General features: G+C 63.3%; 12 protein-coding genes. 5 read left to right on the forward strand and 7 right to left on the reverse strand.

The genetic code is table 11. The annotated features are described in order from the left end of the window. Nucleotides 1-15: 15 nt before the first annotated feature. Nucleotides 16-1,800 (reverse strand): methyl-accepting chemotaxis protein, encoded by a 1,785-nt coding sequence (locus GTP69_RS26580; RefSeq protein WP_161057704.1) that lies wholly within the window; start codon nt 1,798-1,800, stop codon nt 16-18. 118 nt (nt 1,801-1,918) lie between these two features. Beyond that, nucleotides 1,919-3,052 carry a GGDEF domain-containing protein gene (locus GTP69_RS26585; RefSeq protein ID WP_371868138.1) on the reverse strand — a complete coding sequence of 378 codons (1,134 nt, stop codon included), beginning with the start codon at nt 3,050-3,052 and terminating at the stop codon, nt 1,919-1,921. A gap of 135 nt (nt 3,053-3,187) precedes the next feature. Here GTP69_RS26585 and GTP69_RS26590 point away from each other — a divergent pair, with 135 nt between their 5' ends. The 3 genes from GTP69_RS26590 to serB all read left to right on the forward strand — a co-directional run bounded on the left by GTP69_RS26590 (nt 3,188) and on the right by serB (nt 8,531). Beyond that, entirely contained in the window at nt 3,188-4,114 is a 927-nt protein-coding gene (locus GTP69_RS26590) for a 5'-nucleotidase (RefSeq protein WP_161057706.1), read from the forward strand. A gap of 74 nt (nt 4,115-4,188) precedes the next feature. Next, nucleotides 4,189-7,641 carry a transcription-repair coupling factor gene (gene mfd / locus GTP69_RS26595; protein ID WP_202424585.1) on the forward strand — a complete coding sequence of 1,151 codons (3,453 nt, stop codon included), beginning with the start codon at nt 4,189-4,191 and terminating at the stop codon, nt 7,639-7,641. 47 nt (nt 7,642-7,688) lie between these two features. Further along, on the forward strand, nt 7,689-8,531 hold the full coding sequence (serB, locus tag GTP69_RS26600) for a phosphoserine phosphatase SerB (protein ID WP_161057748.1): 843 nt from the start codon (nt 7,689-7,691) through the stop codon (nt 8,529-8,531). A 1-nt stretch (nt 8,532) separates the two neighbouring features. Here serB and GTP69_RS26605 read toward each other — a convergent pair whose 3' ends face one another. Both GTP69_RS26605 and GTP69_RS26610 read right to left on the reverse strand, forming a co-directional pair. Beyond that, nucleotides 8,533-9,501, reverse strand: a complete 969-nt coding sequence (locus GTP69_RS26605) for a sensor domain-containing diguanylate cyclase (protein WP_161057708.1) — start codon at nt 9,499-9,501, stop codon at nt 8,533-8,535. Nucleotides 9,502-9,557: 56 nt separating this feature from the next. After that, nucleotides 9,558-10,034, reverse strand: a complete 477-nt coding sequence (locus GTP69_RS26610) for a low molecular weight protein-tyrosine-phosphatase (RefSeq protein ID WP_161057709.1) — start codon at nt 10,032-10,034, stop codon at nt 9,558-9,560. A gap of 57 nt (nt 10,035-10,091) precedes the next feature. On the opposite strand from GTP69_RS26610, the gene GTP69_RS26615 reads away from it, so the two are divergent. Then, the gene (locus tag GTP69_RS26615; protein WP_161057710.1) at nt 10,092-10,991 is read left to right on the forward strand and encodes an alpha/beta hydrolase family protein; all 900 of its coding nucleotides are present in this window, start codon (nt 10,092-10,094) and stop codon (nt 10,989-10,991) included. Between the two features lie 35 nt (nt 10,992-11,026). Beyond that, nucleotides 11,027-11,389: a DUF4870 family protein gene (locus GTP69_RS26620; protein WP_161057711.1), complete on the forward strand. Its 363-nt coding sequence runs from the start codon at nt 11,027-11,029 to the stop codon at nt 11,387-11,389. On the opposite strand, the gene GTP69_RS26625 is transcribed toward GTP69_RS26620, so the two are convergent. The 3 genes from GTP69_RS26625 to GTP69_RS31760 are packed head-to-tail and all read right to left on the reverse strand — an operon-like array spanning nt 11,361 to nt 15,711. Then, on the reverse strand, nt 11,361-12,800 hold the full coding sequence (locus tag GTP69_RS26625) for a UdgX family uracil-DNA binding protein (protein ID WP_371868146.1): 1,440 nt from the start codon (nt 12,798-12,800) through the stop codon (nt 11,361-11,363). The two genes, GTP69_RS26620 and GTP69_RS26625, sit on opposite strands and share 29 nt — an antisense overlap. Continuing rightward, nucleotides 12,797-14,029, reverse strand: coding sequence for a putative DNA modification/repair radical SAM protein (locus GTP69_RS26630; RefSeq protein WP_161057750.1), 1,233 nt, complete (start codon nt 14,027-14,029; stop codon nt 12,797-12,799). Before GTP69_RS26630 ends, GTP69_RS26625 begins: the two co-directional genes overlap by 4 nt. Before the next feature lie 56 nt (nt 14,030-14,085). Beyond that, entirely contained in the window at nt 14,086-15,711 is a 1,626-nt protein-coding gene (locus GTP69_RS31760) for a methyl-accepting chemotaxis protein (RefSeq protein ID WP_161057712.1), read from the reverse strand. Nucleotides 15,712-15,742: the final 31 nt, after the last annotated feature.

Consider the following 15,742-nt stretch of genomic DNA (forward strand, 5'->3'; position numbering starts at 1 on the left):
TTACGTTCTTGTTGGTTAAAACTCTTCCCAATCGTCCGACGCCGCCGTCGCCATTTGCCGGGCCGGCGCCTTGCCCGCTGAAGAAGCTGAGGCCGTCGCTGGCTTGGCCGCAGCCGACTTCAGCGCCGGCCGTGCCTTCGCCGTAGCCATAGCTGCCGGTACCGTGGCCGTAGCCGTGCGCCGCGCCGCCATCGCCGGCGCACGCGGCGCCGACACTGCATCCATGCGGAACACGCTGACCACCTCCGCCAGTTGCGCCGCCTGCTCCTCCAGCGACGCCGCCGCAGCCGCAGCCTCCTCCACCAGCGCCGCATTCTGCTGCGTCACCGTATCCATCTGCCCGACCGCCATATTGATTTGATCGATGCCGGTGCTCTGCTCCTGCGTCGCCATGCTGATCTCGCCCATGATATCGGTCACGCGCTGCACGCTGGTAACGATCTCGCCCATCGTCGCGCCGGCCTCTTCCACCAGCTTGCTGCCGGCGCCGACCTGCTCGACCGAATCGCCGATCAGTTGCTTGATCTCCTTGGCGGCCGCCGCCGAGCGATGCGCCAGCGTGCGCACCTCGCCCGCCACCACCGCAAAACCACGTCCCTGCTCGCCGGCGCGGGCCGCCTCCACCGCAGCATTCAGCGCCAAGATATTGGTCTGGAACGCAATCCCGTCAATCACCGCAATAATGTCGACAATCTTGGACGACGACGCATTGATCGAATCCATGGTCTGCACCACGCGCGCTACCACCTCGCCGCCGCGCTGCGCCACCCCGGACGCCGACGCCGCCAGCGTATTGGCCTGGCGCGCATTGTCGGCATTCTGCCGCACCGTCGAGGTCAACTCCTCCATCGACGACGCCGTCTCCTCCAGCGAACTGGCCTGCTCCTCGGTGCGCGACGACAAATCCAGGTTGCCGCTGGCGATCTGCGCCGACGCCGTGGCAATCGTCTCGGTGCCACCGCGCACCTGGCCGACGATGCGGATCAGGCTATCGTTCATTTCCTTCAGCGCGCCCAGCAACTGCCCGGTTTCCTCTTTGGTGGCGACTTCGATGTGGCTGGTCAGGTCGCCGGAGGCCACCGTTTGCGCCACCCGCACCGCCTCGTTGATCGGATTGGTGATGGCGCCGGCGATATACACCGCGCAGCCAATCGCCACCGCTGCCGCAATCACCGCCGCAATCAGCATCGCCCACTCGGCGCTGCTGACCGCCGCCATGCCCTCCTGCACGCTGGCATCGGAAATGCCTTCATTCAAGCGCTCGATTTTCATCAGCGTGGACTCGGCCTTCTGGAACAGCGGCCGCGATGGATTGAATACCTGATAGAACTCGCCGAACAAGGCGTTCTGGGTCTGCTCGTCCTTGTTGGCCGCCAGCTTGGCGATGATGGCGCCGAGCTTGTCGTCGGCCGCCTTCCATGCCGCCCACTCGCCGGTGAACTGCTTCCACAAGACCGACTCCTCGGCCGTCTGCGGCAAGGGTTCGTAGCGCTTCCAGCCGCGGTCGATATTGGCCCAGGCCTTCTTGCGCATTTCGATCGCCTCGGCGAACTTGTCCTGCGACTGGTATTCGTGCGACCAGGTGCCCACATACAGCGTGGCCGCCGACACCGCCGTCTGCCCCTCGCTCATCACTAGCAAGCCCTGGATCGACGGCAGGCGCACCACGCCGATCTCATTCACCGCGCCGCCCACCTTGGCAATCCCCCGATAGCCCGCCGCGCCCACCACCAGCAGCGCCACCATCATAATGGCGACCAAAGTCGCCAGCTTCCACTTGATGAGCAGATTCTTGAACATCCGGCCTCCGGCACATTGGTTAGATTTGGTGAATATTGTTCCTACCCAACTAATATGCGACCCCGACAACGTAACCGTCAATCACATTCGTGCCCGGTGTGGCGTGGCGCGCACAGTCTCAGCCGGCGGCCACGCGATTGCGGCCGCCGCGCTTGGCCTCGTACATGGCGGCGTCGCCGGCCGCAATCAGGCGGAACAGATCATAGCTGTGCTGATCCGAGCAGACCACGCCCAGGCTGGCCGTGTAGCGCACCGACATGCCGTCCCACTCGACCATTTCATGCTCGATGCGGGCCCGCACGCGCTCGGCGATATTCAGCGCCGCCGCGTGGTCGACGCCGTCCAGCACCAGCACAAACTCCTCGCCGCCGAAGCGCGCCATCAGATCATGCGGGCGCAGTTCCAGCTTGAGCAGGCGCGCCAGGTGGCGCAGCACCTCGTCGCCGACCGGATGGCCGTGGTTATCGTTAATCTGCTTGAAGTAATCGACGTCGATCATGATCACCGCCAGGCTGCGGCCGGCACGCAAGGCGCGCAGGCCGACCCGCTTGCCCTGGGTTTCCAGGCCGGCGCGGTTCAGGGCGCCGGTTAGCGCATCCAGCGTCGACAGCCGGCGCAGGCGCTCGGCATAGCGCCACATGACCATCTGGATCAGGCCGAAGGCGATGCAGATCTGCGCCAGCGGAATCGCCAGCGTGCTTACGCCCATCACAAGCGAACTGGTGTGGTCCGCCGGATCGCTGTGCAGCAGCATGTGCACGCCGCGCAGGAACAGCGCCAGCCCCAGCAGGCTAAACCCGGTCAGGCTGACGATGCTGACGCGCCACACGCCATGACGCGCCACCACCACCGCGCACAGCCAGTTGAGCAACGCAAAATAAAACCCGCTAAAACACAGGCGCGCGCGCAAGCTCGGCGCCACCAGCGTGAACCAGCCCGGAATCAGCAGCGCAAGCACGGTAATCACCGCGATGGCCTTCCACGACAAGCTGGAGGAGCAGTGCACGCGCAGGCCGCGCAGCACCAGCGCCAGGCCAAAGGCGATCACGCCATAGCCCACCACGCCGTGCAACCACACCGGCAACGACACGCCGGTGCTCAGCGCCAGGCCGACGCACACCAGCACATTGCCACCAGCCCACCAGCGCTGTTCGGGCGGACTTTCGGTATAACACGCCGAGGCCACCAGCAACGCCGTGGTCAGCAGCGTCACGCAAACTTGCACCAGTAGAAGAGTATCGAGATTCAGCACGCCAGCATCCATGTAATGAACTGTCAATGTAGCGCAGTGACTGCTTAGAGGCAATAATTAAATTGCAGAAAAGAAATCTAACCGCCCGCCCCGAATCGGGTACAGTAACGCACATCATCCATTCCCTGTCGTTCCATGCCCTATCCTATCGAGCACAAGCTGGTGATCGGCATCGCCTCCAGCGCCCTGTTTGACCTGACCGCCTCGCACCAGGTGTATCTGGAACACGGCGCCGAAGCCTACCGCAAGTATCAGGAAGCCCAACTGTCCACCGTGCTGGACAAGGGCGTCGCCTTCCCCTTCATCCGCCGCTTCCTCAACATCAACAAATTCCACCCGCAAAGCGCGCCGGTGGAAGTGGTGCTGTTCTCGCGCAATTCGCCGGAAACCGGGCTGCGGGTGATGAACTCGATCGCCCACTACGGCCTGGACATCTCACGCGCCTGCTTTTTGACCGGCGAATCGCCGTACCGTTACCTGCCGGCGTTCAACACCTCGCTGTTCCTGTCGGCCAACGAGGAAGATGTCAAGCGCGCGCTGGCCGCGCAGTATCCGGCCGGCCTGGTGCTGCCGTCGCGCACCGAGGATGACGAGACTGACGGCGAACTGCGCATCGCCTTCGACTTTGACGGCGTGATCGCTGACGACGAATCTGAAACTATCTTCAAGCGCAATAACGACGTCAGCGAATTCCACGCGCACGAGACCGAGCGTGTCGCCATCCCGCACCAGCCAGGTCCGCTGGCCGATTTGTTCCGCAAGCTGTCGCTGATGCAGCAGCTGGAGGAAGACGCCCAGCGCGCCGATCCGGCCTACAAGAAAATCCTGCGCATCGCCATTATCACGGCGCGCAGCGCGCCGTCGCACGAGCGGGTGGTGACCACGCTGAAAAGCTGGGGCGTGTCGGCCAACGAAACTTTCTTCCTGGGCGGCATGGAAAAAGCGCGGGTGCTGGGCATCTTCAAACCGCATATGTTCTTCGACGACCAGCTCAGCCACCTGCAGTCGCCGGCCGGCAACATCCCGATGGTGCACATCCCGTTCGGCATCGCCAACCGCTAACTCTAAAAACCGGGGCTTCGTCTATAATGTCGTGAGCGGCATGGCCACCCGGGCGATGCCTGGATAACCGTTGAATGTGTGTTGTGTCGTCAGCCTTAACTAAATCCATCCCAAAACCCGGCAACCGCTTTGCCCTGCCCGCGCTGCATGGCTCGGCGGACGCGTACGCCCTGGCGCAAATCGCGCTCGAACTCAAATCCCGCGGCCAGATGCTGGCCATCGTGGTCGCCAACGCCAGCGACGCCCAGCGCCTGCTGGACGAAATCCCGTGGTTCGGCGGCGCGCAGCTACGCTGCCACCTGCTGCCCGACTGGGAAACGCTGCCCTACGACGCCTTCTCGCCGCACCAGGACCTGGTGTCCGAGCGCCTGGCCACGCTGCACGAAATCTCCAGCGGCCAGTGCGACGTCATGCTGGTGCCGGCCACCACCGCGCTGGTGCGCATGGCGCCGCCGTCCTTCCTGGCCGCCTACACCTTCTTTTTCCAGCAGGGCGAGTCGCTGGACGAAGCGCGCCTGAAAGCGCAACTGACGCTGGCCGGCTACACCCACGTCACGCAAGTGATGTCGCCCGGCGAATACTCGGTGCGCGGCGGCTTGATCGACCTGTTCCCGATGGGTTCCGCGCTGCCGTATCGCCTCGACCTGTTCGGCGACACCATCGAAACCATCCGCACCTTCGACGCCGACACCCAGCGTTCGCTGTACCCGGTCAAGCAGGTGCGCCTGCTGCCGGGCCGCGAATTCCCGATGGACGAGGCGTCGCGCACCGCTTTCCGCAACCGCTGGCGCGAACACTTCGAGGGCGATCCGTCGCGCTCAGTGGTGTACAAGGACATCAGCGCCGGCATCGCCTCGGCCGGCATTGAATACTATCTGCCGCTGTTCTTCGACCAGACCGCGACGCTGTTCGACTACCTGCCTGCGGGCGCGGTGGTGGCCACCGTCGGCGACATCGAAGCCGCCATCAAGCGCTTCTGGACCGACACCGGCTCGCGCTACCGCTTCCTGAAAGCCGACCGCGAACGCCCGATCATGGCGCCGGAACAGCTATTCCTGACCGACGAACAGTTCTTCGTGCTAGCCAAGCCAGCGCCGCAGATCGCCATCCGCCAGAACGCGGACGCCGGCGCTTCCGAGCTGTCGGCGCCGGTGCCCAACATCGCCGTCAACCGCCACCTGGACGACCCGCTGACCAATCTGCGCGCCTACCTGATGCAGTCCGGCGCGCGCGTGATGATCTGCGCCGAATCCAACGGCCGCCGCGAAACGCTGCAACAGTACTTCACCGAATACGGCCTGGAACTGGCGGCGGTGGAAGGCTTCGACGGCTTTATCGCCTCGGACGCCAAACTGGCGCTGGGCGTGGCGCCGCTGCACGCCGGCTTCGAGCTGTCGGTCGACGGCAAGCCGCTGATCTTCATCACCGAGACCGAGTTGTACGCCGGCTCCGGCCGCCGCGCCGGCAAGAAAAAACAGGAAGCCGTCACCCAGGTCGAGTCGATGGTGCGCGACCTGTCGGAGCTGAAGATCGGCGACCCGGTAGTGCACATCAATCACGGCATCGGCCGCTACATGGGCCTGACCAGCATGGACCTGGGCGAAGGCGACGCCGAATTCCTGCACCTCGAATACGCCAAAGAGACCAAGCTGTATGTGCCGGTGTCGCAGCTGCACGTGATCTCGCGCTACTCCGGCGCCTCGCCGGACGACGCGCCGCTGCACACGCTGGGCTCCGGCCAATGGGAAAAAGCCAAGCGCCGCGCCGCCGAACAGGTGCGCGACACCGCCGCCGAACTGCTCAACCTCTACGCCCGCCGCGCGCTGCGCCAGGGCCATTCGTTCGAGTATTCGGCGCACGACTACGAACGCTTCGCCGACAGCTTCGGCTTCGACGAAACGCCGGACCAGCAGGAAGCCATCAACAACGTCATCAAGGATATGACCTCGGGCAAACCGATGGACCGCCTGGTGTGCGGCGACGTTGGCTTCGGCAAGACCGAGGTGGCGCTGCGTGCAGCGTTCATCGCCGTCATGGGCGGCAAGCAGGTCGCCATCCTCGCGCCGACCACGCTGCTGGCCGAACAGCATGCGCAAACTTTCGCCGACCGCTTCGCCGACTGGCCGGTGCGCATCGCCGAAATGTCGCGCTTCCGCACCGGCAAAGAGATCGCACAGGCGATCAAGGGCATGGCCGACGGCACGCTGGACATCATCATCGGCACCCACAAGCTGCTGTCGGACGACGTCAAGTTCACCCGCCTTGGGCTGGTGATCATCGACGAGGAGCACCGCTTCGGCGTGCGCCAGAAAGAAACCCTGAAATCGCTGCGCGCCGAAGTCGACGTGCTGACGCTGACCGCCACGCCGATCCCGCGTACGCTGGGCATGGCGCTGGAAGGCCTGCGCGACTTCTCGGTCATCGCCACCGCGCCGCAAAAGCGGCTGGCGATCAAGACCTTCGTGCGCAGCGAGGGCGAGTCGATCATCCGCGAGGCCTGCCTGCGTGAGCTGAAGCGCGGCGGCCAGGTCTACTTCCTGCACAACGAGGTTGAAACCATCCAGAACCGCATGGCGATGCTGACCGAGCTGCTGCCGGAAGCGCGCATCGCCGTGGCCCACGGCCAGATGCACGAGCGCGACCTGGAAAAAGTGATGCGCGATTTCGTCGCCCAGCGCTACAACATCCTGCTGTGCACCACGATTATCGAAACCGGTATCGACGTGCCGACCGCGAACACCATCATCATGCACCGCGCCGACAAATTCGGCCTGGCGCAGTTGCACCAGCTGCGCGGGCGCGTCGGCCGTTCGCACCACCAGGCCTATGCCTACCTGCTGGTGCACGATGTGCAGTCGCTGACCAAACAGGCGCAGCGCCGCCTGGACGCCATCCAGCAGATGGAAGAACTGGGCAGCGGCTTCTATCTGGCCATGCACGATCTGGAAATCCGTGGCGCCGGCGAAGTCCTCGGCGACAACCAGTCCGGCGAGATGACCGAGATCGGCTTCCAGCTGTACTCGGACATGCTGAACGAAGCGGTGCGCTCGCTCAAGGCCGGCAAGGAGCCGGACCTGGCGGCGCCGCTGTCGACCACCACCGAAATCAATTTGCACGTTCCGGCGCTGCTGCCGGCCGATTTTTGCGGCGACGTCCACGAACGGCTATCGATCTACAAGCGCATGGCGAATTGCGAAACGCAAGGCAAAATCGACGACATGCAGGAAGAGCTGATCGACCGTTTCGGCAAGCTGCCGGACCCGGTCAAGGCGCTGATCGAAACGCACCGCCTGCGCATCGCCGCCAAGACGGTGGGCATCATCAAGATCGACGCCCATACCGAGGCGGCAAGCCTACAGTTCATGGCCAAGCCACCGATCGACCCGATGCGCATCATTGAGCTGATCCAGAAAAATCGTCAGATCAAATTGAATGGACAGGATAAACTGAAGATCACCGCCGCCATGCCCGACCTGGCGGCGCGCGTCACGCAGATCAAGGCCGCCATCAAACAATTGACCGCTTAACGACTACCTCAACTACATTAACGCACATGACTAACGCAAAAACCGCCATGAACCTCGTCCTGCAAGGGGTCGGCGATTGCAAGGCGCGGCTGGAGCGCATCAGCGCCCTCACCGCGTCCGCCAACCTGACCTGGCTGGGCGAGCGCGCGCTGCGCTGCGAAGGCATCGCCTTTTCGCCGGCGCTGCGCCAGACCATCGAAGTGGCGGCGCAAGCCGCGCAGCTGGACGCCACCTACTCGATCGGCATGCACAAGATGAGCGACTACAAGCTGGTGGCCATGGACATGGATTCGACGCTGATCACCATCGAGTGCATCGACGAAATCGCCGACATGCAGGGTTTGAAAGCGCAAGTATCGGAGATCACCGAAGCGGCCATGCGCGGCGAACTGGATTTCGCCGAAAGCCTGCAACGCCGCGTGGCGCTGCTGCAAGGCCTGGATGCCTCGGCGCTGGAGCGCGTGTACGACGAACGGCTGCAACTGTCGCCGGGCGCCGAGACCATGCTGAAGGCGGTGCAGGCGGCCGGCCTGAAAACGCTGCTGGTGTCGGGCGGCTTCACCTTCTTCACCGAGCGCCTGAAAAAGCGCCTGGGCCTGGACTACACCCACGCCAATGAGCTGGAAATCGTCGACGGCAAACTGACCGGCAAGGTAGTGGGGGGCATCGTCGACGCCGAAGAGAAAAAGCGCACAGTGGATCGCGTGTGCGCGGAGCTGGGCATCTCGCCATCGCAAGCGATTGTGATGGGCGACGGCGCAAATGACCTGAAGATGATGAGCATCTCCGGCATGTCGGTGGCATTCCGCGCCAAGCCGGTGGTGCGCGAGCAGGCCAACGTCGCGCTCAATTTCGTCGGCCTCGATGGCATCCTGCCGCTGCTGACGTAATCTAATGCCGGCGCTTCTTGGCCGCCTTGATCGCGTACATCTGCGCGTCGCCGGCGGCCAGCAGCGCCTCCACTGACTGCGGCGCGGCCGGGTCAAACTCCACCACGCCGGCAGAAAACTGCAAATCGTAGCCCCGCTTCGCTCTGCCGTTGTAGTCGGTCAGCAGGCTGCCGAATTTGTACAACACCTGCTCCGCATCGCTCTTGCCGGCGCCGGTCAGCAGCACGACGAATTCATCGCCTCCCAGCCGCGCAAACAAGTCCGTGCTGCGGAAGCTGGCCTGCATCACCTCCGCAAACGCCGCCAGCGCAATATCCCCTTCCGCATGCCCGAACTGGTCGTTGATCGGCTTGAAGCGATCTAGGTCGATAAACGCCAGCGCCGCCGGCTGACGATTGCGTACACAGAAATTCAAACCATACTCCGCCAATTGCAAAAAGCCGCGCCGGTTGGATATCTGCGTCAGGTCATCGGTAGTGGAGGTCTGAAACGCCGTCAGCTCGTCCTCAATCATCGCCGCCAGGTCGCGCAACGCCAGTGCATCGTCCTGGTCGAATTCGCGCGGCACGTGGTCGATGATGCACAGCGTGCCGACCTTGTTGCCGTCGGGTGCACGCAGCGGACAGCCGGCATAGAAGCGCACATGCGGCGCGCCGGTGACCAGCGGGTTATCGGCAAAGCGCTGGTCGGCCAGCGCATCGGGAATCAAAAAAATATCGTCGCCAAGGATGGCGTGGCCGCAGAAAGAGACATCGCGCGGCGTCTCGCAGGCATCCAGCCCTTGCGCGGACTTGAACCACTGGCGGTTTTCATCGACGATGCTGACCAGCGCAACCGGCACGCGGAACATGCGCCGTGCCATGCGGGTGACGCGGTCGAAGCGTTCTTCGGCCGGCGTGTCGAGCACATTAAGCGACTTGAGACTTGCAAGCCGGACGGTTTCATTGAGGGGAATACCGGGCTGTTCCAAGGGATCTCCTATGCTTCAAAGCGTAGTCAGGACCATGATACCTCAAAGTGCGCTGCTTACTTTCCCTTCAATGTTGCAAGCAATCCGTCGCTGGCGTCTTCCAGATAATCCAGCACATCGTCGAAGCCGCGCCCACCGCCGTAGTAAGGATCAGGCACCGCGTCCACGCCGCTGTGGGTGGCGTGCGCCATCATCATGCCCAGCTTGTGGCGGTGCTGCGGCGGACACGCTGCTAGCAGCAGCTTGAGGTTATCGTGATCCATCGCCAGCACATGATCGAAGTCTTCAAAGTCCTGCGCCGTCACCTTGCGCGAACGCTGCGCCGACAAATCGTAACCGCGCCGCGACGCATACTCCATTGAACGCTCATCCGGCGGCGCGCCGATATGGTAGCCATGTGTGCCGGCCGAGTCGATGACAAAGCGGTCGCTCAAGCCGGCCGCCTCCACGCGCTGCCGGAACACACCCTCCGCCGTCGGCGAACGGCAGATATTACCCATGCAGACAAACAGCACCGATACTGGTTTCGCCATCGTCGCTGCTCCTTATATAATCATCATCGTTGCATTCTATGCGAAAAAGGATCAAGCATGAATTTGAGTTGCGGCTGCCGCGTAAGCAAGGTGCATGATGCTGTACAGGGCGCGGACATTGCGCTGGCTGTGCTTTATCCCGCACTTGGCGAAGAACATACCGAACACTTTGGCCCTTATTCGCTGGACGTGGCCAGCAACGCCGCGCCGGCCGTTGGCGCCTACCCGCTGGTGGTGATCTCACACGGCCATTCCGGCACGCCGTGGGCGTATCGCCAACTGGCCAAGCACCTGGCGCTGTCGGGCTTTGTGGTCGCCCTGCCCGCCCACACGGGCAACACCCGCAACGATAATTCGCTGGCCGGCACCGCCGCCAACCTGGCCAACCGTCCGCGCCACATCACGCTGACCATCGACGCGGTGCTGGCCGATGCCACGCTGGCGCCGCACGTCAGCCGCAATGGCGTGGCGATCATCGGCCACTCGATTGGCGGCTACACCGCGCTGGCAGCGGCCGGCGGCCTGCCGTGGACCGGCCCTTATGAACGTAAGGACTCCAATGCGCTGCCGGAGCCAGTGCCGGTCACGCCCGATGCGCGCATCCGTTCACTGGTGCTGCTCAATCCCGCCACGTTCTGGTTCATCGCCGGTTCGCTGCGGCCGGTGCGGGTGCCGATTCTGATCCGCACTGGCGAGAAGGACGACGTTACGCCGATCGAGCATGCGCACAAGATTATCGAAGGCGTGGCCGAGCCGTCGCTGGTCGAGCACAAGGATATTCCGGGTGGCGGCCACTTCGCCTTCATGAGCAAATTCCCGCCGGAGATGACGAAGCCGAACTTCAAGCCGTCGCAAGACCCGGAGGGGTTCGACCGCGAAAGCATCCAGCCCGCTTTCTTCGCCGACGTGACCGCCTTCCTGCGGCGGACACTGTGCGACACGCCGGCCGCCGGCTAGCTATACTCAAGCCATCACTAAGGAAAGGAGAGATCATGTCGCAAGAACTCGTATTGGAAGGCCGCCTGGAATCGGCCAAGACCACCGCATGGTGGCTGTATGTGATCCACGCGGTCAGCTTTGTATTTTCGCTCGGCGCGTTCTCCATCATCCCGTTGATACTCAACTACCTGCAACGGCCCAGTACCGAGGGCAGCTTCGTGCACAGCCATCACACCTGGATGATTCGTTCGTTCTGGTGGTATGTGGTGTGGGTGGTGGTCGGCGCCGTGTTCTTCATGACGTTCATCGGCATTCCGGTGGCGTGGCTGATCTGGATCGGCGCCTGGCTGTGGAAGGCATATCGCCTAATCGTCGGCATCAGCCGCATCAACCGGAACGAGCCGGCCCCAGTGTAAGTGCCTGCCGCAGGCCGGCGACAATTACGTCGTAGGCCTGCTGGCGGCTTTCCTCATCCCGCGCGCGCAGCACGAAGGACGGGTGGTAGACCGCCACCACCCAGCGTCCTTCATGCTGGAATGGCGCATCGATCACGGCGCTCATGGTCGCGCTGCCATCCTGTAGCACCGACTTCAATGCCGTTGCACCCAACGCCACCACCACTTCCGGCTTGACCTTCTCCATTTCCTGCTCCAGCCAGACGTGGCATGCGCTGACTTCGCGCTGCGCCGGTGTCTTGTGCAGCCGGCGCTTGCCACGCAGCTCCCACTTGAAGTGCTTGACGGCGTTGGTCAGGTAGACACTGTCGCGCGCCACGCCGGCTTCGGCCAGCGCGCGGTCCAGCACCGCGCCGGCGGGACCGACAAACGGCAGGCCTTGCAGGTCCTCCTGGTCGCCCGGTTGTTCGCCCACCAGCATGATGCGCGCCTTGCGCGGGCCAACACCCGGCACGGCTTGCGTGGCGTTGCGCCATAGTTCGCAGCGGCGGCATTGGTCCAGCGTGTCCGGTTGTTCGCGTTGCGGTTGCGCGCGTTCCGCCGTCACCGCGATGGTAGTGGCGCCGCTGCGCTGGCCGACGGTGTTGGTCTGGCCGGTGCGCCGGTCGCCGTTGGCGGCGGCGCTGATCATGGTCGGCACGATGGCGCCTTCGGGCAGATTCTTCCAGAAGCGCGACGGAATATGACTGCGCAGCAGATCGGCGTTCAGGCGCGCGGGGTTGAAGATGCTGCGGTAGTAGGTGAGCCACAGCGCTTCGCCGGCGTCGTCGATGTCGGCGGCGCTGCTCATACGTGGCGGTGCGTCGTGCAGTTGCTGGCCGTCCCACAGCACGGTGGCGGCGGGTGTGGCGATCATCCAGGTGGCGTGGCCCATGCGGCGGGCGAAGTGCCGGGCGACTTGCGGCAGCACTGCGTGTGTCGGCTCGAACCAGGCGACGAAGCGCGGCGCGCCGTCTTCCTCCTTGCGTTCGCGGAATCGTACATAGGCATGCATGTCGTGCTCCTCGCGGCGGACGGCTTTGACCATGGTGTACAGGCGCGCGCCGTCCGGATCGGCGGCCGACATCACATCGCGCTCACCCAGCTGCCAGCGCCAGACTACCTTGTACAGAAAGGCCCAGCGGTCGGCAGCGCTGAAGCAGGCGGCGCTGGCCAGCATCTCCACCAGCTCGCGCGGCAGGCGCAACGCGGCCGTTGGTGCGCACGACGGCGCGGCGGCGCCGGACGCGGGCGCGGCGACGGCTGACGAGAACAAATCGCCCTCGTCCTCGCTGCCAGCCCACTCCACCGACTCCGGCGGCACACCGTGCGCGACCAACTCCCTTACCGCCGCCCGCCACTCATCAAACGACTGCACCACCTTGCGCATCATGCCGCCTGTAACTCCGGCCACAAATTCATTTGCTGCGGCGCCTCCGCCATCGACCGCCGCAGATGCTCGGACGGACTGGCGTCACGCGCAGGAAAATAATCCGCCGTGATGATAAACGGCGAAATCTTCTTCATACTGCAACGCAAACGCGACAAGTCCGCATAGCGCACCTGCCGCAAGCGGCGCAGGTCCACAATGCGCTGCGCATTGCGTAATCCTATGCCAGGCACGCGCGCGATCATGTGCGGTTCCGCACGATTCAGGTCCAATGGAAAATGCTCGCGATGCGCCAGCGCCCACGCCAGCTTGGGATCAATATCCAGCGCCAGATTGCCGCCGCTGGCCGGCAGCAACTCCTGCGCCTGAAAGCCATAACTGCGCATCAGGAAGTCCGCCTGATACAGCCGATGCTCGCGCATCATCGGCGGCGGCGCCAGCGGCACGCTCTTCGGACTTTGCGGAATCGGACTAAACGCCGAGTAGTAGACGCGCTTGAGCTTATAGCTGCCATACAGCGTCTCCGCCGTCGACAAAATCTGCTGGTCATCGCTGGCGTCGGCGCCGACGATCATCTGCGTGCTTTGCCCAGCCGGCGCAAAGCGCGGCGACTTCGGTTCCTCCGCCTTCTCATCCAGCTTGCGGCGGATCGAGCCCATGGCCAGCTTGATCGTATGAACGCTCTTCTCCGGTGCCAGCTTCTGCACGCTGTCCTGGGTCGGCAGCTCGATGTTGACGCTCAGCCGGTCCGCATAGCGCCCCGCCGCCTCGATCAGCGCCGGATCGGCATCCGGTATCGTCTTCAGATGGATATAGCCGCGAAACTGATGCACCTCGCGCAGCTCACGCGCCACCTGCACCAGCTGCTCCATGGTGTAGTCGGCCGACTGGATGATGCCCGAGCTGAGAAACAGCCCGTCGATGTAATTGCGGAGATAAAAATCAGTGGTCAGCCGCACCACCTCGGCCACCGCAAAGCGCGCACGCGGCACATTGGAGCTGCGCCGGTTCACGCAATACTGGCAGTCGTACAAACAGTAATTGGTCAGCAGGATCTTCAGCAGCGAGACGCAGCGTCCATCCGGCGTGTAGCTGTGGCAGATGCCCATGCCGGTAGTCGCGCCAAACCCGCCCTTGCCGATGGAGTCGCGCTTCGGCGCGCCACTGCTGGCGCACGAGGCGTCGTATTTAGCCGCATCGGCCAGGATTTCCAGCTTGTCCTTGATCTCCATCGCATTCCCGATATACTGTGTTTTCATACAGTATATCAGCAAACCCGCTACAAAGCCTATTTTGTCATGGACAATTGGCGGGGCTGTGGCGAGGGCGCCGTCAGCCGCCGCAGCGCGCCCTCCTCGTGCGAGTTAAGCTGGAACACGCTGACCAGCTCCGCCAGCGACGTCGCCTGCTCCTGCATGCTCTGCGCCGCCGTCGCCGCCTGCTGCACCAGTTCCGCATTCTGCTGCGTCACCGTATCCATCTGCGCGATGGCCTGGTTGACCTGCTCGATGCCGTGACTTTGCTCGCGGCCCGCATTGGTGATCTCGGAAATCAGATCAGTCACGCGCTGCACGCTGGAGACCACGCGCTCCATCGTGGTGCCGGCTTCCGCCACCAGCTTGCTGCCCTCCTCCACCTGCGTGACCGAATTGCCGATCAACTCCTTGATCTCGCGCGCCGCGCCGGCCGAACGCTGCGCCAGATTGCGCACTTCCGACGCCACCACCGCAAAGCCGCGTCCCTGCTCACCGGCGCGCGCCGCCTCCACTGCCGCGTTCAGGGCCAGGATATTTGTCTGGAACGCGATGCCGTCAATGACCGTGATGATGTCGCCGATCTTGCGTGACGACGCATTGATCGACTCCATCGTATTCACCACGCGGCCCACTACCTCGCTGCCCGCCTGCGCAACGTCGGAGGCGGAACCGGCCAGCTGGTTGGCTTCCGCCGCCGCGTCGGAATTCTGCCGCACGGTGGACGTCAACTCCTCCATCGACGCCGCAGTCTCCTCCAGCGAACTGGCTTGCTGCTCGGTGCGCGAGGACAGATCCAGGTTGCCGGCCGCGATCTGGCCCGAGGCCGACGCAATCACATGGGTCGAGCCGCGCACGTCGGTGACAATCTTGGCCAGGTTGTCGCGCATGGTCTTCATAGCGAACAGCAGGCTGCGGCTATCGCCCGAGCGCAGTTCCACCTGCGCCGACAGGTCGCCGGCAGCGATGCGGTTGACGATATCCACCGCATACGCCGGCTCGCCGCCCAGGCTACGCATCAAGCGGCGCGTGATCAGGAACGCGCCGGCCGCACCCAGCACCACGCTGACCAGCATCAGCGTAATAATCAGCACCCGCGACGACGAATAACGTTTCACGCCTTCAGCCGCCGCCTCCTTGCCGCCCTGGCTGTAGAAGTTGACCAGCTTGTCCACTTGGCCGCGCATCGAGACGATTAACTTGTTCGAGTCGCCGCGAATCAGCTTCTTGGCTTTTTCCACATCACCGGCGCGCATGGCGGCGCGGATCTTGGCGTCTTCCTCCATATAACGCCCCCACTGCTCGGTAATCTGCGCATACATGGCTTTCTCATCCGGCGTTTCCATCAGCGCCTGATATTCATCCTGCATCTTTTTCAGGTCATCCAGATCGGTGGCGATGACTTTATCGTATTTATCCATCTCACTGGCATCGCTGGAGATAATATATTGAAACTCCCGTGTGCGTATTCGCGCTATTTGAGATTTTATATCCTCAATAATTCTCACACTTGGTAACCAGCGCGAAGATAATCGTGTCGATATTTCATTCACTTGCGACAATTCCACAATAGAAAATATTCCCACAATGGCTGTCATGGACAAAACCGCACAGAATGAGGCCGCCAGCTTGGTTGCAATAGGCAATTCAGTTAATCGCATGATGATATTCCCCGGTTAATAAGTCGCTTAT

The sequence above is a fragment of the Duganella levis genome (genome assembly GCF_009857605.1).
Classification (GTDB): Bacteria; Pseudomonadota; Gammaproteobacteria; order Burkholderiales; family Burkholderiaceae_D; genus Rugamonas; species Rugamonas levis.